The sequence below is a fragment of the Porphyromonas cangingivalis genome (genome assembly GCF_900638305.1).
In the GTDB taxonomy this organism is placed as follows: Bacteria; Bacteroidota; Bacteroidia; order Bacteroidales; family Porphyromonadaceae; genus Porphyromonas_A; species Porphyromonas_A cangingivalis.
In genome coordinates this window covers 832,236-852,953 of record NZ_LR134506.1, presented here as the reverse complement: position 1 = coordinate 852,953, position 20,718 = coordinate 832,236, and the positions used below count along the sequence as shown (strand labels likewise).

The following is a 20,718-nucleotide window of genomic DNA, read 5'->3' as shown; positions in this document are numbered from 1 at the left end:
AGACTCATCCGAAAAAAAGAATGAAATGAGCCTTTCCGATGGAAGACAGAATGCGTTCCGGTATGGGGCAGGAGACATTATGTCTCGTGCCGGAATGTGCTTTGTCGTATGGCGAAACAATTATAGTTTTTGGTCTGACAATGATCCGAAGGCGATACAACGCAAAATGAGGGTTAGTGGATTTTACCCACTAACCCTCATTTTGTATCGGTGGTCGTAACTGTCAGAATGAAGAGGATTTTACCCTCAGTCCTGTCGTCTCTACGAGGCCTGTCATGAGATTCATGATGTGTATGGCTGTGCCCGCGGCTCCTTTGAGGAGGTTGTCCAAGGTAGAGACGATCAACAGTTTGCCTTCGTGCTTGGAAAGGTGGAGCAGACAGTTGTTGGTGTTGGCAATATCCCTGACATCGGGGAATTTGTCCACGATGTGTATGAACGAGTGATCGTCGTAGTACTCTTCGTACATTTCTCTTATCGTGTGTAGTTCTACGTTACATTCGGTATATATGGATGTGTATATACCTCTGGCGTAGTTGGCACGCATGGGGATAAAGTTGAGTCGTTGTTGGAAACTCTTTTGGATATCACACAGCGTGTTGCGCACCTCGTCGATCTGAGGGTGGACGAATGGTCGGTAGATCGAGAAGTCATCGAACAGCATATTGTAGGACAACGGCGAGCCTTCTCTCGGACGAGCGGCTGCTTCGGTCTTGCCTGCAACGGAGTGGATGTGTATCTCATTATTGAGGAGCAAATGCTTCGCAAGTGGGATCAGGCCGATGGCTATCGAGCTGGCAAAACACCCCGGTACGGCGACCCTGTCCGCACTACATATACGACGTCGGTAAGACTCCGGCAAGCCATATACAAAACCTCCATCGACACCTTCGGTTGGGAGACGATGCTCCAAGGAGAAGTCTATCACCTTGAGATTGTCAGGTAGTTTGTGCGTGTTCAGAAATGCTCTGGATGCTCCTGTCTGAAGGCAGATGAAGAGTACATCCAAGTCGTCAAACTTAGCCTCATCTGTGAACTCCATTCGGCGTTCGCCAAAAAGACCGGGATGGACGTCGTTGACCACAGTACCGGCTCTGCCGGGGGCATAGACCCTGCGAAGGATGACGTCAGGATGGTTGATGAGCAGGCTGAATAGTTCACCTACTGCGTATCCTTCGCTTCCTACTATTCCTACGTTAAACATACCAAGACAATGTTTTTATGGTTAAATACTATCTGAGGGTTGACTTATTCGCCATAGATCTTGACTTTCATCTCTGCCACGAGGGGATCGGTGATGTAGTCGTCGTAATCCATGATTTTGTCGATCGTGCCATGTGGACCGAACTCTATGATACGGTTCGCCACTGTCTGTATGAACTCATGGTCATGGCTGGCAAAGAGTATATTGCCGGGATAAGACTTGAGGGTGTTGTTGAAGGCTTGTATGCTCTCAAGGTCAAGGTGGTTTGTCGGTGTATCGAGGACCAATACATTCGCATCCTTGAGCATCATGCGAGAGATCATACATCTCATCTTCTCGCCTCCGGAAAGGACCGAGGCTTTCTTCAAGATGTCTTCACCCGAGAAGAGCATACGCCCGAGATAACCCTTCAAGTAGACTTCGTTGGTGTCTTGAGCAAACTGAGAGATCCACTCGATGAGATTCATATCCGTGTTGAAGAAGTCGCTGTTGTCCAATGGAAGGTAAGCTGAAGTGACAGTCTGTCCCCATTCGAACGTCCCTGATACAGGTGCTTGTGCATCATTGATGATCTCAAAAAATGCAGTCATGGCTCTTGGATCACGGCTGAGGAAGACGATCTTGTCTCCCTTCTCGACATTGAAGTTCACATCTTTGAAAAGGTATTCGTCGCCAAGTTTGGCCGTAAGGCCTTTGACTTCCAAAATCTTGTTGCCGACCTCCCTTTCCGGACTGAAGATGATGCCCGGGTAGCGTCTTGATGATGGCTTGATCTCATCGATGTTGAGCTTTTCGAGCATCTTCTTACGGCTGGTGGTCTGCTTACTCTTAGCTACGTTTGCACTGAAGCGACGGATAAACTCTTCAAGCTCTTTACGCTTTTCTTCAGCCTTTTTGTTTTGTTGTTGCTGTTGGCGAAGAGCCAGCTGGCTACTCTCGTACCAGAAGCTGTAGTTCCCCGCAAACTGCTGTACTTTGCCGAAGTCGATATCCACGGTATGAGTACATACGGTATCCAAGAAGTGGCGGTCGTGACTGACGACAAGTACGGTATTCTCGAAGTTCGAAAGGTAGTTTTCCAACCACTGTACAGTCTCCAAGTCGAGGTCATTCGTCGGCTCGTCGAGGAGGAGGTTATCAGGCTTGCCATAAAGTGCACGAGCGAGGAGTACACGTACTTTCTGTTTACCGCTCAGTTCGCTCATGAGAGAATAGTGCAGGTCTTCTTTGATGCCGAGACCGCTGAGCAGGATGGCTGCATCACTTTCAGCATTCCAACCTTCCATCTCTGCGAACTTTTCTTCAAGCTCGGCAGCACGGATGCCATCCTCGTCAGAGAAGTCTGCCTTGGCATACAATGCATCTTTCTCTTGCATGATGTCCCATAGTACGGTGTGTCCTGTCAAGACTGTATTCATGACGGTCTGATCCTCAAAAGCAAAGTGATCCTGACTGAGTACCGAGAGGCGTTCGCCCGGACCCATCGTGATCGTGCCACGAGTAGGGTCGAGTTCGCCACTGATGGCTCTTAATAGTGTGGACTTACCTGCTCCATTGGCACCGATGATACCGTAGCAGTTGCCTTGTACAAACTTTAGGTTGACATCCTGAAAGAGGACTCTGCTGCCAAACTGTATGGCTAAGTCATTTAATGCTATCATCTATATTTTCTATCGTTTATGTATTTTCTGTATCGGTCTTCCCTGATTAAAACTTCTCTATCGTCTCTATCCACATTGCTGACGAAGCATCACTGCCCATACGCCAAGGCCCACGAGGAGAGAGGGTGACGACCCCCACTTTAGGACCATCCGGCATGCTGTTGCGCTTGTATTGTTGGGAGAAGAAGCGTTTTGCAAAAATCAACATCCAGTTCTTGAGCTGTTCTCTGGTGTAGATGCCTTTGAAGGCCTTTTGTGCCATGAAGAATATCTTCTTGGGCGAAAAAGCGTTGTACACAAAATGGTAGATGAAAAAGTCGTGAACTTCGTAAGGGCCGATGACGAGCTCGGTATGTTGGGTGATCTCTCCTGCGACATCCGTTGTCAGCTCGGGGCTGATAGGTGTAGCAACAATATCTGATAGGACGTGTCCCAGCTCGATGCCGTAACCGCCTTCACGTGCTATGTAGTCTACCATTATGCGGATGACACTTTTGGGGAGAGATGAGTTGATGCTGTACATCGACATGTGGTCACCGTTGAACGTACACCAGCCCAATGCAAGCTCCGACAAGTCCCCTGTCCCCAATACGAATGTGCCCTCCATGCCTGCCAGATCCATAAGAACCTGAGTACGCTCTCTGGCTTGAGCATTTTCGTAGGTGAGATCCTGAGTCTTGCCATCGTGACCGATGGCTCTGAGGTGGTTCAGCGCAGCCTCTGCGATGGATATGTCTTTCATCGTAACTCCTAATAGAGAAAGCATCTCTTTTGAGTTGTTGTAGGTGCGATTGCTGGTGCCAAGTCCGGGCATAGTGACCCCTATGATCCCCTTACGATCCAACCCGAGTTGGTCAAATGTCTTTACTGCTACAAGCAGAGCTAATGTTGAGTCCAAGCCTCCGCTGACACCAAGGACGATCTTCTTTGTGCCGAGGTGAGCCATACGCTGAGTGAGGGCAGCCACTTGGATATCCCACATCTCTTCACAACGCTCGTCCGAGTTGGCCGAAGAGGGCATGAACGGATTGCGATCGATGGGGCGTGTCATGTCGTAGTCGCCATCCTCTTCTTTGAGGGAGAACGGGATGATTGACATATCTTCCGTTGCGTACATCGAAGCCGCAGACTTGAAAGAACTGTTGATCAATCTTTCGGTACGGATACGAGATACATCGATGTCATTGATAAGAAGACGCTCTTCGTACCTGAAACGAGGCATCTCAGACAAGATAACTCCATTCTCTGCGATGAAAGCTTTACCCGTGTATACGAGATCGGTCGAGCTTTCACCATAGCCACACGAAGAGTAGACATACCCCATGATGCCTTGGGACGAAAGGCTGGAGACCAATGAGCGGAGATAGTCGTGCTTGCCTGCATTTTCGTTACTTGCCGACAAGTTGAATATGATATGTGCTCCGTACAATGCGAGTCGTGTCCCCGGAGTGACGGCTGTCCACATATCCTCACAAATTTCTACACCGACCCCCACATCTTTATATTTGAAGAGCAGGTTGTGTCCGATGGGTACTTCATAGTCTCCGATGCGGATGCGCGAAAATGTCAGTTCGACTGCCGAAGAGAACCATCTCTTCTCCTGAAACTCTCTGTAATTAGGTAGATATGTCTTAGGTATGGCACCGAGGAGCTTGCCACTTTGGAGTGCGATGGCTGCATTATACAAGCGTTCTTCTGCACGGATCGGCATACCTACAAAGACCAAGACATCTGTATCCTTGGTTCGCTCTGCCAGCTCGCACAAAGCCACCTCCGCCTGATGCAAGAGGTACGGCTGCATAAAAAGGTCTCCACAAGTATAACCGGTGATACAAAGCTCGGGGAAAGATAGCATCTCTACATTCTTTTCTTGAGCCTGACGGATCATCGCCTCGATGCGATTGATGTTGTAAAAGCAGTCTGCAACTCGTACAAAAGGAACGGCAGCTGCTACCTTGACATAACCATGTTTCATGTTGACTTCTAAATAGTGTCGTTTGTCTTATCTATTCTATATCTTGTAGTGTGATATTATTACACAGTGATTGACAAAGTTACAATATTTCAAGGGATAATCTCCGTTTCGTTATCCAATATTTATAAGTTCTTGCTATCGAAACATCTGACTTTACGCAAACTCCCCTGATGCCTTGTGACAAGATTACATCAGGGGAGTTCTTTTTGTCGAAGTGTCAAGGTGTATGGGAACACAGTGCCGGCTCAAGCGAAGCTCTTAAAAGGAGTCCTCCTTGTACAGTTTGACCATCAATATCGACTCTTTTCTGAGTTCTTCGAATATCATGGATCTAACGGCATGTGTCAGCTTTTTCTCAGAGTTTTTGAATTTGTAGTCTTCATCATAGCTGATAGTGTTGTAGCCAGCCTTCTTATAAAGACTCAAAAACTCTCCTGTCGGAATGCTTTCCTTTTGTATAGCATCTACGTAAAATCCCAATGCAGGGTCATCATAACAGAAGAGTAGCTCCTTGCAAGTCCCGAACTTCTCATTTTCGGAGTCGAGGTCGAATACATATATCCTGTAAAGCATCGGGCGTTCTGTCTCAGCCACGGCAAAGAAAGCCGCTTTGATGCGTCCTTTGTGCTTGCCATGTTCGACAATCACAGTCTTGGCAAGGTGGCTGCCTTTTTCATCTTCTTTCTCCTTGATTTTCTCATGGCTGAAATATCGGTTGCCTATGATCTCGTCCCACTCTTCGTTGAAGGATGCCAAGGTGGGGTGGGCTTCTGTTTGCTTTCCGAATTGACGAAACGTCAATACGTCCTCATCTTCATCGGAGCGAATCAGAGCAAAAAGTCCATCTTCGATCTCTCCGGCAAGGCTTGAAAAACGCTTTGCCAATATATGCTCATCGTTGAATCCTTTTTTCTTCAACAATTCTTTGTAGTCCTTGAGGGTAGAGTCTTCTTTGCGTACCGTAACCTTAGCTTCAAGGAGTGTCCCTTTGGTCGGATGGATGAGATATTGGATGCTTTTGATCTCCATGCCCTTGTATGAGTACTCGTAGAGGGTGTAGTTTTGATTATTGTCGGGATCGGCGGGGATTTTTTTCTCCAGACGACCAGTTCGAGTCTTTTCGATCTGATTGATCTTCTCCATGTCGGGCTTGTGTCTAAGGACGGGCAGAAACATCATTCCTTCGGGAGCATAAGGATTATCTGTCGGAATTGGGTTGTCATTATCACAAGCCACAAATCCGAAAGTCAGTATGATGAGTAGAATCGTAAGGATTGGGTTTAGTTTCGTCTTCATGAGGTTAAAAGTTTTTGTAGATTTCTGAAATTGTAAATCACCCCACAGACAACAGCTTTTTTCTGTTGCCAAAGACAGGGCTCGTTCTCATTGATTTTCTTCAGTCTTTCAGTCCTGATGTTTGCAATGTAGCTCTTTTTGTGTGCGTTAGCAAAAGCTTGGAGTGAAAAAATGTAAATCTTTTGTTCTGCCTCCTTTTTTCGGTGATGGTGCTACGAAAAAAAGTCGTAGGATTCGATGAAGAAAGTCGTAGGATTTGATGAAGAGAGTCGTAAGATTCGATTTCTTTCCTCCTAAGACTTTTTTGCCCTCCGATGGTAGACTCACTTCAGATAGTGTTTTTTTGCAAGAATAGTTTGCTTGTTACTGATAGGTAACATATATTTGTCATTGTAAACTCGTAACAAACTGTGATGTGATGAAAGATAGAGAATTGACCGAGAAGAAGATACTTGAAGCCGTCGCTGAGATTGTTGGTGATATGGGGTTTGAGGCTTTGGGGGTGAATGCCATTGCCCAAAGAGCCGGGATCTCCAAGGTCTTGATATATCGCTATTTCGAGAGTCTTGACGGACTGATAGCGAGGTTTGTGCTTGAAAAGGATTATTGGGGAAATGTTCGTTCGGCTCCTGAGGGTGTGGAGGATGTCGCATCCTTTTTGAAGGCTTTGTTCAGACGTCAGCTTTCTCTGCTGAGAGAGGATATTGTGCTGAAGCGTCTTCATCGTTGGGAATTGTCGAGTGAGAAGGCATTCATCGATGACCTTCGGGAGCAGAGAGAGGTTAGTGGTGGGCGTCTCATTGAAATGGTCAGTCGTCTTGTGGGGGCACCTTGGGGCGAGGTCGCTACGATGGCCACTATTCTTTCGGCTTCTATCAGTTATCTTGCTCTGCTCGAAGAACGCACAGAGACATACAATGGAATCTCCTTGCGCAGTGATGATGGGTGGGAGCAAATCACAAAAGGGATGGATCTGCTCATAGATCTATGGCTCTCCGCTCATACGAAATAAATAGTACGTTACTGGGATATCTATCATCAATAACATAAAAAATATGAGACACTTATCGACCGAATATGAGGCCTCCTTGTTTATGATCAGGCAGGCGGCTAAAGCACCGTCGGGTCACAACACCCAACCATGGCGTTTTAGGATAGGAGTGGGGCAGATCGAGATACATCCCGATTACACGAAATCTCTTCCTGTCGTAGATCCGGACAATCGAGAACTCTTTGTGAGTCTCGGCTGTGCCACCGAAAATCTTTGTTTGGCAGCGGAGTATCTTGGTTATGTTCCCTCAGTATCGATCTCGGATGATGGGATCATCACCGTTTGTCTGCTGAGAGGAGATACCAAAGGTGATGAGAAGGATGTCTCTCTTTTTGATCAAATTGATTTGAGGCAGACGAATAGGAGTGTCTATGACGGAGGTATGATAACAGAGGAGGGGATGGCAGCGCTGGCAGACATAGACTTGGAGGATGGTGTCGACTTACATCTTTATCCCAACGGGATTAAGTCTTATGACGTGATAGCTCGGTATGTATGCGAAGGCAATACTCACCAGATGAGGGAACCGAGCTTCAAAGCCGAACTGAAATCTTGGATGCGTTACAACAAAAAGCACCAGGATGAAACCTTGGATGGGTTGAGCTATGCCGTCTTTGGAGCTCCGAATGTGCCGAGATTTATTGCGAAATGTTTCATCTCTTCTGCGATCAATGAGGCTACTCAAAACAAGGCAGACCGTCGAAAGATCAAGTCTTCGGCTCTTTTTGTCCTTTTCACGACTCGAAATAACACTCGTGCCGAGTGGATATCCTTGGGAAGAGTGCTCGAAAGGTTTCTCCTCAAGTCAACAGCTCTCGGTATCGCACATGCGTACATGAATCAGCCCAATGAGGTCAGTGCGTTGTCCCGATGCTTGGCGACGGAGCTCAATCTTGCGGAGAAATATCCCACCATCCTTCTTCGTCTGGGATATGCCAAGAGGATGCCATACTCCAAAAGACGGCAGATAGAGGACATCCTGTTCAAATAATGGTGTTGCAAATCGCCATCGTTGCTCTGTCGAAAAGTTTGTATCTTTGTCGCACTATTCCAAAACAATATGAAAGACTTGAGGCAGTACAAAAAGGTCATTGTGGTGACGGGTGGAGCAGGGTTTATAGGTAGCAACTTGTTGTTGAGACTTGTACCGAGATATCCGGAGTACTTGTTCATCAATGTAGATGCTCTCACCTATGCCGGCAACCTCAAAAATCTGTCGGTACTGGAGGGCATCTCCAACTATCTCTTCCGGAGGTTGGATATCACTGATGCTGAGGGCTTGGTAACTCTGTTCGGCGAATATCCTGTGACTCATGTCATCCATATGGCGGCAGAGAGCCATGTAGATAGGAGCATCAAGGATCCTTTGGCTTTTGTGCGTACCAATGTCTTGGGTACGGTAAACTTGCTCAATGCAGTTCGTGATGCTTGGCATGGAGATTTTGAAGGTAAGTTGTTTTACCATGTCTCCACAGATGAAGTATATGGCAGTCTGTCTGCCACAGATGCCCCCTTTACGGAGAGTACAGCCTACGATCCACACTCTCCATACTCCGCCAGCAAGGCGAGTTCGGATCACTTCGTCAGGGCTTATCATGATACTTACGGTCTGCCTGTGGTGATCAGTAACTGCAGTAACAACTATGGACCATATCAGTTCCCCGAAAAGCTTATCCCCCTCTGTATCCTCAATATCCTGAGAGGTAGGCCGATCCCCGTTTATGGAGATGGCTCTCAGGTCAGAGACTGGCTGTATGTGGATGATCATGTCGATGCCATCGATGCTATTTTGCACAAGGGGAGGGTAGGGGAGACCTATAATATCGGTGGAAATAATGAGATGAAGAATATCGATATGGTCAGGCTTCTGATAAGACTGGTAGACAATGCACTCTCTCGCGAGGAGGGGCATTCTCTGGCTTTGGTTACGTACGTGACGGATCGCCCCGGACATGACACGAGGTACGCCATTGACGCTCGGAAACTCAGCCAAGAGTTGGGCTTTGAGCCAAGTTATTCACCTGAGAGAGGGCTGGAGAAGACCGTGACTTGGTATCTCGAGCATCAAGCGTGGTTGGAAGAGGTATCCTCGGGTGCTTATCAGGATTACTACCGTATGATGTATGAGCACTAAATCCCCACTAATAGGGAGAATAATTGTTCGTTGTGAATGTTGCTATATAGCATTCTTTATCTTTGTTAAGAGTGAGAGTTACGGTTTATCTTGCGAATAATTATTACCTTTGGGCGAATTACGGAATTATACCTATAATTGACTATAAGGTGAGCCCCGGAGTGACATCCTTGCACTGGGGGCAATAGATATTTTTAATTCTAAATTATGAACAAAATCGTAAGTAAGGAGTATCTATCCGAACGTGTCGTAAAGTTTGAAGTGGAAGCTCCACGTATCGCAAAGTCTCGCAGAGCAGGTCACTTCGTAATTATCCGTGTAGGAGAGAGAGGTGAGCGTATCCCTCTGACCATTGCAGACTCTGATGTCCAAAAAGGTACAATTACAATGGTTGTGCAAAATGTGGGGCGTAGCTCTGCAAAGTTGTGCGAACTCAATGTCGGCGAGTATATCCATGACGTCGTCGGCCCTCTCGGACAAGCTACACACATCGAAAACTTCGGTACAGTAGTTTGTGCCGGTGGTGGTGTCGGTGTTGCTCCCCTCTATCCCATCGTCCAAGCCATGCACAAAGCCGGTAACCGTGTGATCGTGGTACTCGCGGCTCGTAGCAAAGATCTTGTGATCATGGAAAAAGAGATGCGTCAGCATAGCGACGAAGTCGTGATCATGACGGATGATGGCAGTTATGGAAAGAAAGGTCTTGTCACTGATGGGATCGAAGAGATCATCAAGCGTGAAAAGGTCGATCTTTGTGTGACTATTGGTCCTGCCATAATGATGAAATTTGTGTCTGCTTTGACCAAGAAGTATGAGGTGCCTACCATGGCTTCTCTCAACACGATCATGGTCGATGGTACCGGTATGTGTGGAGCTTGCCGTGTCACCGTGGATGGACAGACCAAGTTTGTCTGTGTCGATGGGCCTGAGTTTGATGCACATAAAGTCGACTTCGATGAGATGCTCATGAGAATGAATGCATACAGAGATAGCGAAACTCGTAAATAAGGGAAGAGGTTTTTTCAGAACAATAACACTGATAGAAAAATGGTGGATCAACTAATTACGGAAAGACGTAAGGAGGAGTGGAGAGAAACCCTTCGTAAGAGTGTAAAGACCAAAGACAGGATGGATGCTACTCGTGTCGTGATGCCTGCTCTTGATGGTAATTATCGTAACAAAAACAACGAGGAGGTCAACCAAGGTCTTTCTCCTGAAGCTGCACAAGCTGAGGCGGTGAGATGTCTCGACTGTGCCAACCCTACTTGTATGGAGGGTTGTCCTGTGAGCATCCATATTCCTACATTTGTCAAGAATATAGAGCGAGGAGAGTTTTTGGAGGCTGCAAGAGTCATCCGAGAGACCAGCTCTCTTCCGGGAGTCTGTGGGCGTGTCTGTCCTCAGGAGAAACAGTGCGAAAAGAATTGTATATACACGCTCAAGCTCGGCAAACCTGCTGTGGCGATAGGATATTTGGAGCGTTTTGCTGCGGATTATGAGCGCGAAGCCACACTTGCAGGCAATGTAGCGATCTCCGAACCTGAGATTGTGCCCAACGGTATTAAAGTTGCTGTCATCGGTAGCGGACCTGCAGGGCTTTCTTTTGCAGGAGATATGGCAAAGTATGGTTACGATGTTACCGTCTTCGAGGCTCTACATGATGTCGGCGGTGTGTTGAGATACGGTATTCCTGAGTTTCGATTGCCGAATGATATCGTAGACTTTGAGATTGATAAGTTGCGCAAGCTCGGAGTGAAGTTTGAGACTAACTGTATCGTGGGCAAGACCATCTCTTACGAAGACTTGCATGACGAAGGCTTCAAAGGTGTCTTTGCAGGTAGCGGAGCAGGATTGCCTAAATTCATGAATATCCCTGGCGAAAATCTTGTCGGTGTCATGTCGAGTAACGAATACCTTACTCGTGTAAACCTCATGGGCGCATTCAGTAGAGACAGTGAGACACCTGTGTCACGAGGTCGCCATGTGGCAGTCATCGGTGGTGGTAACACTGCCATGGACTCTGTACGTACTGCAAAGCGACTTGGTGCCGATCGTGCTATGATCGTTTATCGTCGTAGTGAAGAGGAGATGCCTGCTCGTCTTGAAGAAGTACACCATGCGAAGGAAGAGGATATCGACTTCTTGACACTTCATAATCCTATTGAGTATCTCAATGATGGTACGGGTAAGGTCTGTGCCATGAGACTTCAACGTATGCGTTTGGGTGAGCCTGATGCTTCCGGACGTCGTAGTCCTGAGCCTATCGAAGGTGATATCATAGAGATACCGGTGGACGAAGTCATCGTCAGTGTCGGTGTGTCTCCCAACCCACTCATCCCACGTACATTCAAGGGTCTTGATGTCACAAGACATGGTACCATCGTCGTGGGAGAGAACAAGCAATCGGACCTCAAGGATGTCTTCGCCGGCGGAGATATTGTGCGTGGAGGTGCGACAGTTATTTTGGCAATGGGAGATGGGCGTGATGCTGCTGCAGGTATGCATGCATATCTATCCAACCAGTAATATCTAACAACACGGAAAGCCCCGCTTCTCCATGTGGGAGCGGGGCTTTTCTGTATCTAATAAAATAAACCGTTTTGACTTATGGAAGTAGATAAGGATAAGAAGAGTACGGCCAGGGGTTATATCGCAGCGATAATCTCTGCATGTACATTTGGATTTATTCCACTTTTTGTGTTGCCTCTCTTCCGAGATGGTTATTCGGCCACAGATGTCTTGGTGTATCGGACGTTGTTTTGCAGTATAGGTCTTGCGGTGTATATGTTGTTCGCAAAGATTCCTTTTGGTATCTCTCGAAAAGATGTTCCTTTCCTGATCTTGGGAGGGTTGTTTTACTTCTGTTCGGCATGGTTTCTCTTGCTTGGCTATACCTACATATCGAGCGGACTTGCAACAACGATACACTTCTCTTATCCTGTTTTTGTCGCATTGATTCTGCTTGTGCTTTTTGGTAAACGACCATCCTTCAAGTCCATACTGGCCATTTTCTTGGCTATCGGAGGAGTGGCATTCATTTCTCTTTCGTCCGCCGCAGGGATGGGGAGAGAGGTCTCCTATTGGGGTGTTGCAATGATCCTCTTTTCGGGGTTTACTTATGCCGCTTATATCGTAGAACTGAAGCACACCAGACTCTCTCGCTTTCCGGGGTTTAGGACGACGCTCTATGTCATGCTTGTGGCATGTGTGTTGTTTTGCGCAGTCTCCATATTCAATCAAGGCTACATACAGCCCCTGCGTAGTTTTGACAACTACATGAACGCCATACTTCTGGCACTCGTGCCGACGATCCTTTCCAACCTTACATTGATCGTTGCCGTGAAGCACATCGGCTCCTCCAAGACCTCTGTTCTCGGAGCGCTCGAACCCCTTACTGCGTTGGTCATAGGGATCATGGTTTTTGACGAGTTTCTGAGTGTGGGAGGTCTGATCGGTGTCTTCTTGATACTCCTATCTGTTTATCTCGTCATAAGAGACAAGCAACAAAGCTAAGTCATACAATAATCACAGAATACTAAATAACGAATGGCAAGGAACAAAAAAGCTCCAGTAACAGTAGAAAATCTCCACATTGAATCCATAGCCGCTGAGGGTAAGTGTATTGCTCATCTGCCGGATGAGAGGGTGGTCTTTGTACCCTTTGTGGCTCCCGGAGATAAGGTTGATATCCAACTGACAAAGCGTCGTAAGGCTTATGCCGAGGGGCGACTTTTGAGGCTTGTCGAGCCATCACCCCAACGCATCCCTGCTCCTTGTCCACACTTCACTGTCTGTGGCGGATGTAAGTGGCAACACATCCCCTATGATCTCCAGCTTGCCGCCAAGGACAAGCAGGTCAATGATCAGCTTCAGCGTATCGGTAAAGTGAGTGTCAAGGAGACGAGACCCATCCTCGGATCCGAAAAGATTTATCGCTACCGTAATAAATTGGAGTACACTTTCTCCAACCGCAGATGGCTCACTGCCGAAGAGATCGGTACGGTCGAAGATATACATGAGCGTGAGGGACTCGGCTTTCATATCCCCGGTATGTTTGACAAGGTTTTGGACATCAAGACATGTCTCTTGCAGGATGATATCTCGGATAAGATTCGCCTCTTTGTCAAAGATTACTGTCACAGTCATGAGGGATACCCTTTCTTCGACCTGCGTGAGCAGACCGGTTTTATGAGGACACTCATGATACGCAATACCACGGTTGGAGGGCTGATGGTTGTTGTCGTCTTTGCGACAGAAGACGAGCAGAAGCGGGTGTCTCTTCTCACAGCCCTCAGAGAAGCTTTCCCTGAGATTACATCACTCATGTATGTCATCAATGAGAAGCGTAATGACACCTTCGGAGACTTGGATGTACATCTCTTCAGTGGCGCAGATCACATCTGGGAGGAGATGGAAGGCTTGCGCTTCAAGATCGGCCCCAAATCTTTTTATCAGACCAACAGCGAACAAGCTTATCGCCTTTATTCTTATGTCCGAGAGTTGGCCGGGCTTACCGGTCAGGAGCTCGTGTATGATCTTTATACGGGTACAGGGACTATTGCCAGCTTTGTCTCTCGTCAGGCCCGACAAGTTGTCGGTATAGAGTATGTCCCTGAAGCTATTCAGGATGCGCACATCAATGCCGAAGTCAATGGCATCACGAACACTCTCTTCTATTCCGGGGATATGAAGGACATCCTTACCGACGACTTTGTCCGTCGACACGGTCGTCCGGATGTCATCATCACGGATCCACCACGTGCCGGTATGCATGATGATGTTGTTGACGTAATCCTCCGTGCAGCACCTAAGCGTATCGTATACGTTAGCTGCAATCCTGCCAGCCAAGCCCGAGATGTTGCCAAGATGCTTGATGCTTATGAGGTTGAGATATCACAGCCCGTTGATATGTTTCCTCATACCCATCACGTGGAGAACATCCTTCTCTTGACACGGAAAGAAGGCGTATAGGAGGATTCGACACTGTGTTGTAACGAACTTGGGGTAAACTGATCAGTTCCCCGAATGAGGAGCCCCACCTGATGCGACAAAAAGGCTATTGTCTGTCAGGTCGGGTTCCCTCTTTTTTTTGCTCAACCCTAACTCTCATTTGGATGACGGAACACCTTTTCGTATGGCCTTTATATTCAAGGTTTGTTTTGCGTGAGATCTCTTTGTGAAACAAGTGGCATGACTTGGAGGATTAAGTTTAACGACCGGCATCATCAAGTTTAACGACTTTCGTCATCGAATCTAACGACTTTCGTTATCAAGTTTAACGACTTTTTTTGAACCTTTTTTATTCTCGAAATGTTATAAGAGTGATTTGATTTCAAAACTTATTAAAATGAACAGAATATCGCCTTTTGTCGCAGTGGGAGTGGCTATTATACTCTCCGCTTTTACCCTTATGTCTGACAAGTCTACGGACAGCAGTCTCCCTGTGGTAAGCAAGCACAATGGGGCTAAAACACCTAAACAGATTAAAAAAATGAAATTCGAACTTGTAAAACTTCCTTATGCAACAGATGCTCTTGCTCCTGTAATCAGCAAGCGTACGGTCGAACTACACCATGGCAAGCACCTTCAAGCTTATGTGGATAACCTCAACAAACTTATCGATGGCACTCCTTTCGCAGATAAGGATCTTGTGACTATCGTGAAGGAGTCCGACGGCGGTATCTTCAACAATGCAGGTCAAAATCTCAACCATATCCTTTACTTCCTACAGTTCAGCCCCAACGGTGGTGGTGCTCCTACCGGCGAACTTGCAGATGCTATGGCAAGCGCATTTGGAGACTTCGAGAAGTTCAAGGCAGAGTTCGAGGCTGCGGCAGTGACTGTCTTTGGTTCGGGCTGGGCTTGGTTGGCTTGCGACAAGGACGGAAAGCTCCAGATCGTGAAGGAGCCTAACGCAGGTAACCCTGTCACCAAGGGGCTCGTACCGCTCATGGGTATCGATGTGTGGGAGCATGCTTACTACCTCGATTACGAAAACAGAAGAGCTGAGCACCTCAAGCAAGTGTGGAACATCATCGACTGGAATGTTGTCGCTAAGCGTTACCAAGAGCGTGGTCAAGAATTGGTTATCAATAAGTAATCTGAGACAACGCAGATAACAACAAAGTACACAAAGAGGGCGTGTCTCGGTCGATAGATCGGGCACGCCTTCGGCGGTTTATTTTCAATACAACCAAGGATAAAGTTAGATGCTATCAATAGTAGGAGTTGACCACAAGACAGCTCCGATAGATATTAGAGAAGCTTTTTCTTTCAAGCCTGCGGAGGTCGTCGATTTCCTACGCAGGGCAAAGTCGCTGAAGATCATCAATGGCGGCGTGCTGGTCTCCACCTGCAATCGTATGGAGATCTATGTGGATAGTGATCTGGATGAGAAGGAGCTGGAGCACCATTTGATCCGATTTGTGATCGAGTACAAGAGGATGCCCAATACCCACAGACGCTACTTTTACTTTTTGTCCGAAGAGGCAGCAGTACATCACCTCTTTGCTCTTGTGTCGGGTTACCGTTCGCTTGTGCAGGGTGAGACACAGATTGTGGGGCAGGTCAAGGAGGCCTTATTCCTTGCTCGTTCAGGCAGTGTGACGACAAATATCATCCTCCGTCTCTTTGACAAGGCTTTGGAGGTCGCAAAGGTCGTGCGTACGACTCATCCCGTCAAGGCCGTCAATGCATCGGCAGGAGCCGCTGCAGTCGAGCTCATGAGGCGTAAGTACGGTGATGGTCTCAAGATGGGGCGTACCTTGATCATAGGGGCAGGGCAGATGGCTGTCACTGTGATACAGAGTCTCAAGTCTCTTGGCGTCACCGATATTGCGATCTATAATAGGACTGCTGATAGAGCTGTCAAGTGCGCAGAGGGGCATCAGATCTCTCAGGTATATCATGGAGATACCCTCTCTACCGCTTTGAGAGGGGTGCGTTGGCTCTGGGTGGCGACTTCGGCTTCGACACCGATCATCGATAAATCATCCTTTTCAGAGGGGATGATGCCGGTGGACATATTCGATATGGCCTTGCCACGAAATGTGGCAGAGGATACGGCAGAGATCGAAGGGATTTCTTTGTATTGCATCGATGATTTGGGGTCGCTGTATTCAGGAGCCAATGCAATGATACCCGAGGGCGTGAGAGAACTCATAGATACGGCCATCATAGAGTTTCAACAGTGGCGTGAGGGGCTTACGATAAGGGATGTATACAGCTTGGTGCGTAGTGATGCCGAAGAGATATTGGCACAAGAGTTGGCGAACATCAGTATGGATATGGACAGTGCTGTGGCGGATGAGGTCCGGAAGCACTGTGCTCACCTCTCTCACTTGTATTCGACAACGATGATCACAAGGCTCAGGAGACTTACAGAGGAGACCAAGGATCCGGTCTATGCAGATGTCGTCAAAAAACTCCTAACGATGTAACTCTCTATGAAAAGAAAGTATGTTATCGGTACGAGGGGAAGTCGACTTGCTCTTTGGCAAGCCTACGAGGCAAAAAGATCTATAGAGACCGCGTGTGGAGTGGAGGTGGAGGTCAAGGTCATCTCTACAAGGGGAGATGAGCGTCTGGACATTGCTCTGCATTCAAATACGCTTTCCAAGGGCTTATTTACTCAGGAGTTGGAAGAACAGCTTGTCACTCATGACATAGATTTTGCGGTACATAGTCTCAAGGATCTCCCTGTGGATATGGATGATCGTCTGTGTCTTGCCGCAGTGATGGAGCGTGACGATCCGAGGGATGTCGTGATTGCCAACTTTGAGGTCAAGGATATCAAGGATCTCCGTGGCAAGCGGATAGGAACATCAAGCCCTCGCCGTGTGGCTCAGTTGACAAAAGCCCTCGGTGATGAAGCCACCGGCACGAGTTTTGGTCCCATCAGAGGGAATGTCGAGACACGGATCTCAAAACTACGAAATGGGGAGTATGATGCCATCATCATGGCTGCCGCAGGAATAAAGAGGCTTGGATTGGAGCACGAAATATCTTACTATATCTCTCCTGAAGTCATTGCCCCTGCGCCCGGACAGGCCTCTGTGGCTATTCAGTGTGCCAAGGACAATGAGGAGGCTTGTGCCATTGCTCGTGAAGTGGATCACTTGGTATCGCATCAGATGACACACTACGAAAGACAGTTGCTCAATAGACTGGGGGGCGGTTGTGCCATCCCATTTGGAGTGCTCTGTACACTTGAGGGAAATGTGGTCAAGGGGACTGCTTTCTTTGCACTCGGAGAAGGTATGGGCGGTATGCGCCATGACTTCTCTGGTGAGTATCCTCTACACGATGATTTTATAACAGAGATTGCAGAGACGCTGAAGAGACCATGAAGTTTGGTATCATAGGTAGAGAGCAGGAGATGGCACAAGACATCGTCGAGGGGATCAAGTCGATCGTCTCAGACATTGAGCTGTCGTGTATGGCTCCGATCATCACGAGACCCTGTGAAGTTGACAAGGGTGCTTTTGGACGAGAGGGAGAGTTGTGCTTCATCTTTACTTCGCCTCGAGGAGCGAGACATTTTATTGATCGATTTGGGCTTCCTGAGGGGAAGACTGTGGCCATCGGTCTGTCCACCGAACGCTTGTTGGAGTCCGAGGGAGTAAGGGTTTGGTTCAGACCTTCAATAGAGACCTCCCAAGGCTTGGCTGCTGAGCTGCTTCCTTTACTCAAGAAGTATGATGCCGAGAATGATATAAGGACAACGCTTGTCCAACCCACATCAGATATTGCAGGACTCTACCTGAAGGAGTGTTTTCAGACCAACGGTTTTGACTATTTTCTTGTCCCAATCTATGAGACGGTGCTTAACCCTTTATTCTCCAAAATGCTCCAAGGATTATCAAGATGTCCTGACTTTTTTGTATTTTACAGCCCCTCCGGAGTAACCTCATGGATAGAGGCCATAAAGAATGCTCCATGGGTCGTCGGGAATACGTTCTTGGCAATAAGTATAGGCCCCAAGACGACAGAGAAATTGGAGCAATACGGCTATAAAAATATCTCCGAAGCGGCAAGCCCACATCCTGAAGATGTGGTACGAGTCGTTGTAGACAGCATAAAAAGAGAATAATCAATATAACCATATAATACTTTTAGACTTATGTATCCAGAAGTAAGACTTAGAAGACTCAGATCCTCTGCCAACATGAGAGATCTCGTCCGTGAGACAAGACTACATCCATCGGACTTCATCCACCCTCTTTTTGTGGTGCATGGAGAAGGTATTCGTAAGGAGATCAGTTCTCTCCCCGGGCAGTACCATCTATCTGTCGATGAACTTGTAAAGGAGTGTAGGGAATTGTACGATTTGGGTGTGAAGAGTGTCATGCTCTTCGGTATCCCCGCTCACAAGGATGCGACAGGAAGTGAAGCACTGCATGATACCGGTATTGTACAACAGGGTTTGAGAGCACTCACAGAGGCTTTGCCTGATATGATCACCGTTGCCGACATCTGTATGTGTGAGTACACAGATCATGGTCACTGTGGCATCCTTCATGGTCATGAGGTTGATAACGATGAGACAGTGAAGTATCTCGTTCAACAGTCGGTTTCGATGGCTCGCTGTGGTGCCAAGATGATTGCTCCTTCAGATATGATGGACGGTCGCATCGCTGCTATCCGTAAGGGGCTTGATGAGGCTGGTTTCTCTCATATCCCCATCATGTCTTATGCTTCGAAGTTTAGTTCGGCATTCTATGGTCCATTCCGTATAGCTGCAGACTCTGCACCTTCGTTTGGTGATCGGAGGGGGTATCAGATGGATCCCGCCAATGGGCGTGAGGCTCTTCGTGAGATCGAGCAGGATATCCTCGAAGGGGCAGACATCATCATGGTCAAGCCTGCACTCGCTTATCTGGATATCTTACATGAGGCTTCGCAGAGATACGATCTTCCTATGGCTGCTTACCATGTCAGTGGAGAGTATGCAATGATCAAAGCAGCTGCCGAAAAGGGGTGGATCGACCATGATCGTGTGATGATGGAAAGTCTCCTCTCTATCCGTAGAGCCGGAGCTAAGATCATCTTGACCTATTTTGCAAAAGAGGCAGCACAGTATCTACGTAACAATCCTTGATATCCTATGATATTTGATAGATCCAAAGCATTGTTTGCAGAGGCTTGCAAGCACATCCCCGGGGGGGTGAATAGCCCCGTACGGGCATTCAAGTCGGTAGGTATGACGCCGATCTACATTCAGCACGGTAAGGCTGGGCATATCTTCGATGTCGATGGCAACGAGTACGTTGACTTTATCTCCTCTTGGGGACCTCACATCTTGGGGCATGCACACCCTGCCATGATCGAAGCCGTAAAGACTGCTGTCGAGAGAGGTACAGGTTTCGGAGCTTGTGTCGAGCAGGAGATAGAGATGGCTCAGAAGATCAAGGCATTCTTCCCGAGTATGGATATGGTGCGTATGGTAAACTCGGGTACAGAGGCCACTATGAGTGCCGTCCGTCTTGCTCGTGGTTATACCGAACGTAACCTTATCATTAAGTTCGACGGGTGTTACCATGGTCACAGTGATGGCTTCTTGGTACAAGCAGGCTCAGGGGTACAGACCTTCTCTTCGGTTCAGAATAACGGTGTGACAAAGAGTATCGTCAGTGAAACTCTTGTCGCGGAGTTCAACAACATTGAGTCGGTACGTACTCTTTTTGAAAAATATCCGGGACAAATTGCCGCAGTCATCTTAGAACCTGTTATGGGCAATATGGGGGTTATCCTTCCTGATGTGGCTTTCTTGCAGCAGCTTCGAGATCTATGTACGCTGCAAGGGACGATTTTGATTTTTGATGAAGTCATTACCGGGTTCAGATTGTCCAAAGGGGGCGCACAAGAGTATTACGGCATCACTCCCGACCTTACGTGTCTTGGGAAGATCATCGGTGGAGGACTCCCTGTCGGGGCTTTCGGAGGGCGCCAAGAGATCATGGATGTCTTGTCTCCTAATGGGGCTGTCTATCAGGCTGGGACTCTTTCGGGCAATCCTCTTGCTTTGGCTGCCGGTTGTGCCATGCTTGACGAATTAGCAAAGTCTGGTACTTACGAAGCTTTGGAACAAAAAGCAAGATACTTCTCGGATAAAGTTTCGGCTATTGTCGCAAAGTATCCGGATCACCTCAGATACAACGTAAGTGGTACGCTATCGACTATTTTCTTCACTTCGAAGGATGTCAATAATGCCGATGATGCTCGCTCTTGTGATACGGAGAGGTACGCACGTTATTTCCGAAAGATGATCGAAGAGGGTATCTATCTCCCACCATCACAGTTTGAAGCCATCTTTGTTTCCGGTGCTCATACCGAGGAGGACTTGGATCGAGCTGTAACTGCATTGGATAAGACTTTGGCATCACTTTTTTGAACATT

At 47.6% G+C, this 20,718-nt stretch carries 17 protein-coding genes; 13 read left to right on the top strand and 4 right to left on the bottom strand.

The window, feature by feature from the left end; all coding sequences use genetic code 11:
- Nucleotides 1-223 precede the first annotated feature (223 nt).
- From EL262_RS03580 to EL262_RS03565, 4 genes are all read right to left on the bottom strand, one after another.
- A complete protein-coding gene (locus tag EL262_RS03580) occupies nucleotides 224-1,204 on the bottom strand; it encodes an N-acetyl-gamma-glutamyl-phosphate reductase (protein WP_025838412.1) in 981 nt (326 codons plus the stop codon).
- Between the two features lie 44 nt (nucleotides 1,205-1,248).
- Nucleotides 1,249-2,865 (bottom strand): ABC-F family ATP-binding cassette domain-containing protein, encoded by a 1,617-nt coding sequence (locus tag EL262_RS03575; RefSeq protein ID WP_025838414.1) that lies wholly within the window; start codon nucleotides 2,863-2,865, stop codon nucleotides 1,249-1,251.
- 46 nt (nucleotides 2,866-2,911) lie between these two features.
- On the bottom strand, nucleotides 2,912-4,840 hold the full coding sequence (locus EL262_RS03570; protein ID WP_078735830.1) for an NAD(+) synthase: 1,929 nt from the start codon (nucleotides 4,838-4,840) through the stop codon (nucleotides 2,912-2,914).
- 258 nt (nucleotides 4,841-5,098) lie between these two features.
- Nucleotides 5,099-6,136 (bottom strand): hypothetical protein, encoded by a 1,038-nt coding sequence (locus tag EL262_RS03565; RefSeq protein WP_025838415.1) that lies wholly within the window; start codon nucleotides 6,134-6,136, stop codon nucleotides 5,099-5,101.
- 418 nt (nucleotides 6,137-6,554) lie between these two features.
- Between EL262_RS03565 and EL262_RS03560 the strand changes: the two genes are divergently transcribed.
- The 13 genes from EL262_RS03560 (at nucleotide 6,555) to hemL (ending at nucleotide 20,713) form a co-directional block, all read left to right on the top strand.
- Nucleotides 6,555-7,148, top strand: a complete 594-nt coding sequence (locus EL262_RS03560) for a TetR/AcrR family transcriptional regulator (RefSeq protein WP_025838416.1) — start codon at nucleotides 6,555-6,557, stop codon at nucleotides 7,146-7,148.
- Nucleotides 7,149-7,191: 43 nt separating this feature from the next.
- Entirely contained in the window at nucleotides 7,192-8,178 is a 987-nt protein-coding gene (locus tag EL262_RS03555; RefSeq protein WP_025838417.1) for an Acg family FMN-binding oxidoreductase, read from the top strand.
- A 69-nt stretch (nucleotides 8,179-8,247) separates the two neighbouring features.
- Nucleotides 8,248-9,321, top strand: coding sequence for a dTDP-glucose 4,6-dehydratase (gene rfbB / locus EL262_RS03550; protein ID WP_078735831.1), 1,074 nt, complete (start codon nucleotides 8,248-8,250; stop codon nucleotides 9,319-9,321).
- Between the two features lie 207 nt (nucleotides 9,322-9,528).
- Complete coding sequence (locus EL262_RS03545) at nucleotides 9,529-10,329, top strand: sulfide/dihydroorotate dehydrogenase-like FAD/NAD-binding protein (protein WP_025838419.1); 801 nt, start codon at nucleotides 9,529-9,531, stop codon at nucleotides 10,327-10,329.
- A 39-nt stretch (nucleotides 10,330-10,368) separates the two neighbouring features.
- Nucleotides 10,369-11,847, top strand: a complete 1,479-nt coding sequence (gene gltA, locus EL262_RS03540; RefSeq protein ID WP_025838422.1) for an NADPH-dependent glutamate synthase — start codon at nucleotides 10,369-10,371, stop codon at nucleotides 11,845-11,847.
- A gap of 81 nt (nucleotides 11,848-11,928) precedes the next feature.
- The gene (locus EL262_RS03535; RefSeq protein WP_052101920.1) at nucleotides 11,929-12,834 is read left to right on the top strand and encodes a DMT family transporter; all 906 of its coding nucleotides are present in this window, start codon (nucleotides 11,929-11,931) and stop codon (nucleotides 12,832-12,834) included.
- Nucleotides 12,835-12,867: 33 nt separating this feature from the next.
- Nucleotides 12,868-14,292, top strand: a complete 1,425-nt coding sequence (rlmD, locus tag EL262_RS03530; protein ID WP_078735832.1) for a 23S rRNA (uracil(1939)-C(5))-methyltransferase RlmD — start codon at nucleotides 12,868-12,870, stop codon at nucleotides 14,290-14,292.
- A 520-nt stretch (nucleotides 14,293-14,812) separates the two neighbouring features.
- Nucleotides 14,813-15,421 carry a Fe-Mn family superoxide dismutase gene (locus EL262_RS03525; RefSeq protein WP_025838423.1) on the top strand — a complete coding sequence of 203 codons (609 nt, stop codon included), beginning with the start codon at nucleotides 14,813-14,815 and terminating at the stop codon, nucleotides 15,419-15,421.
- 109 nt (nucleotides 15,422-15,530) lie between these two features.
- Nucleotides 15,531-16,760 (top strand): glutamyl-tRNA reductase, encoded by a 1,230-nt coding sequence (hemA, locus tag EL262_RS03520; protein WP_025838425.1) that lies wholly within the window; start codon nucleotides 15,531-15,533, stop codon nucleotides 16,758-16,760.
- Nucleotides 16,761-16,766: 6 nt separating this feature from the next.
- Nucleotides 16,767-17,669, top strand: a complete 903-nt coding sequence (hemC, locus tag EL262_RS03515; protein WP_025838427.1) for a hydroxymethylbilane synthase — start codon at nucleotides 16,767-16,769, stop codon at nucleotides 17,667-17,669.
- A complete protein-coding gene (locus EL262_RS03510; protein WP_025838429.1) occupies nucleotides 17,666-18,412 on the top strand; it encodes a uroporphyrinogen-III synthase in 747 nt (248 codons plus the stop codon). The genes hemC and EL262_RS03510 overlap by 4 nt, the downstream gene beginning before the upstream one ends.
- A 30-nt stretch (nucleotides 18,413-18,442) precedes the next feature.
- Entirely contained in the window at nucleotides 18,443-19,420 is a 978-nt protein-coding gene (gene hemB / locus EL262_RS03505; protein ID WP_036844880.1) for a porphobilinogen synthase, read from the top strand.
- A gap of 6 nt (nucleotides 19,421-19,426) precedes the next feature.
- Nucleotides 19,427-20,713, top strand: a complete 1,287-nt coding sequence (hemL, locus tag EL262_RS03500) for a glutamate-1-semialdehyde 2,1-aminomutase (protein WP_078735833.1) — start codon at nucleotides 19,427-19,429, stop codon at nucleotides 20,711-20,713.
- Nucleotides 20,714-20,718: the final 5 nt, after the last annotated feature.

Coding starts and splice junctions, on each gene's coding strand:
- EL262_RS03580 (WP_025838412.1), bottom strand. CDS start 1,204: ATGTTTAACGTAGGAATAGTAGGAAGCGAAGGATACGCAGTAGGTGAA.
- EL262_RS03575 (WP_025838414.1), bottom strand. CDS start 2,865: ATGATAGCATTAAATGACTTAGCCATACAGTTTGGCAGCAGAGTCCTC.
- EL262_RS03570 (WP_078735830.1), bottom strand. CDS start 4,840: ATGAAACATGGTTATGTCAAGGTAGCAGCTGCCGTTCCTTTTGTACGA.
- EL262_RS03565 (WP_025838415.1), bottom strand. CDS start 6,136: ATGAAGACGAAACTAAACCCAATCCTTACGATTCTACTCATCATACTG.
- EL262_RS03560 (WP_025838416.1), top strand. CDS start 6,555: ATGAAAGATAGAGAATTGACCGAGAAGAAGATACTTGAAGCCGTCGCT.
- EL262_RS03555 (WP_025838417.1), top strand. CDS start 7,192: ATGAGACACTTATCGACCGAATATGAGGCCTCCTTGTTTATGATCAGG.
- rfbB (WP_078735831.1), top strand. CDS start 8,248: ATGAAAGACTTGAGGCAGTACAAAAAGGTCATTGTGGTGACGGGTGGA.
- EL262_RS03545 (WP_025838419.1), top strand. CDS start 9,529: ATGAACAAAATCGTAAGTAAGGAGTATCTATCCGAACGTGTCGTAAAG.
- gltA (WP_025838422.1), top strand. CDS start 10,369: ATGGTGGATCAACTAATTACGGAAAGACGTAAGGAGGAGTGGAGAGAA.
- EL262_RS03535 (WP_052101920.1), top strand. CDS start 11,929: ATGGAAGTAGATAAGGATAAGAAGAGTACGGCCAGGGGTTATATCGCA.
- rlmD (WP_078735832.1), top strand. CDS start 12,868: ATGGCAAGGAACAAAAAAGCTCCAGTAACAGTAGAAAATCTCCACATT.
- EL262_RS03525 (WP_025838423.1), top strand. CDS start 14,813: ATGAAATTCGAACTTGTAAAACTTCCTTATGCAACAGATGCTCTTGCT.
- hemA (WP_025838425.1), top strand. CDS start 15,531: ATGCTATCAATAGTAGGAGTTGACCACAAGACAGCTCCGATAGATATT.
- hemC (WP_025838427.1), top strand. CDS start 16,767: ATGAAAAGAAAGTATGTTATCGGTACGAGGGGAAGTCGACTTGCTCTT.
- EL262_RS03510 (WP_025838429.1), top strand. CDS start 17,666: ATGAAGTTTGGTATCATAGGTAGAGAGCAGGAGATGGCACAAGACATC.
- hemB (WP_036844880.1), top strand. CDS start 18,443: ATGTATCCAGAAGTAAGACTTAGAAGACTCAGATCCTCTGCCAACATG.
- hemL (WP_078735833.1), top strand. CDS start 19,427: ATGATATTTGATAGATCCAAAGCATTGTTTGCAGAGGCTTGCAAGCAC.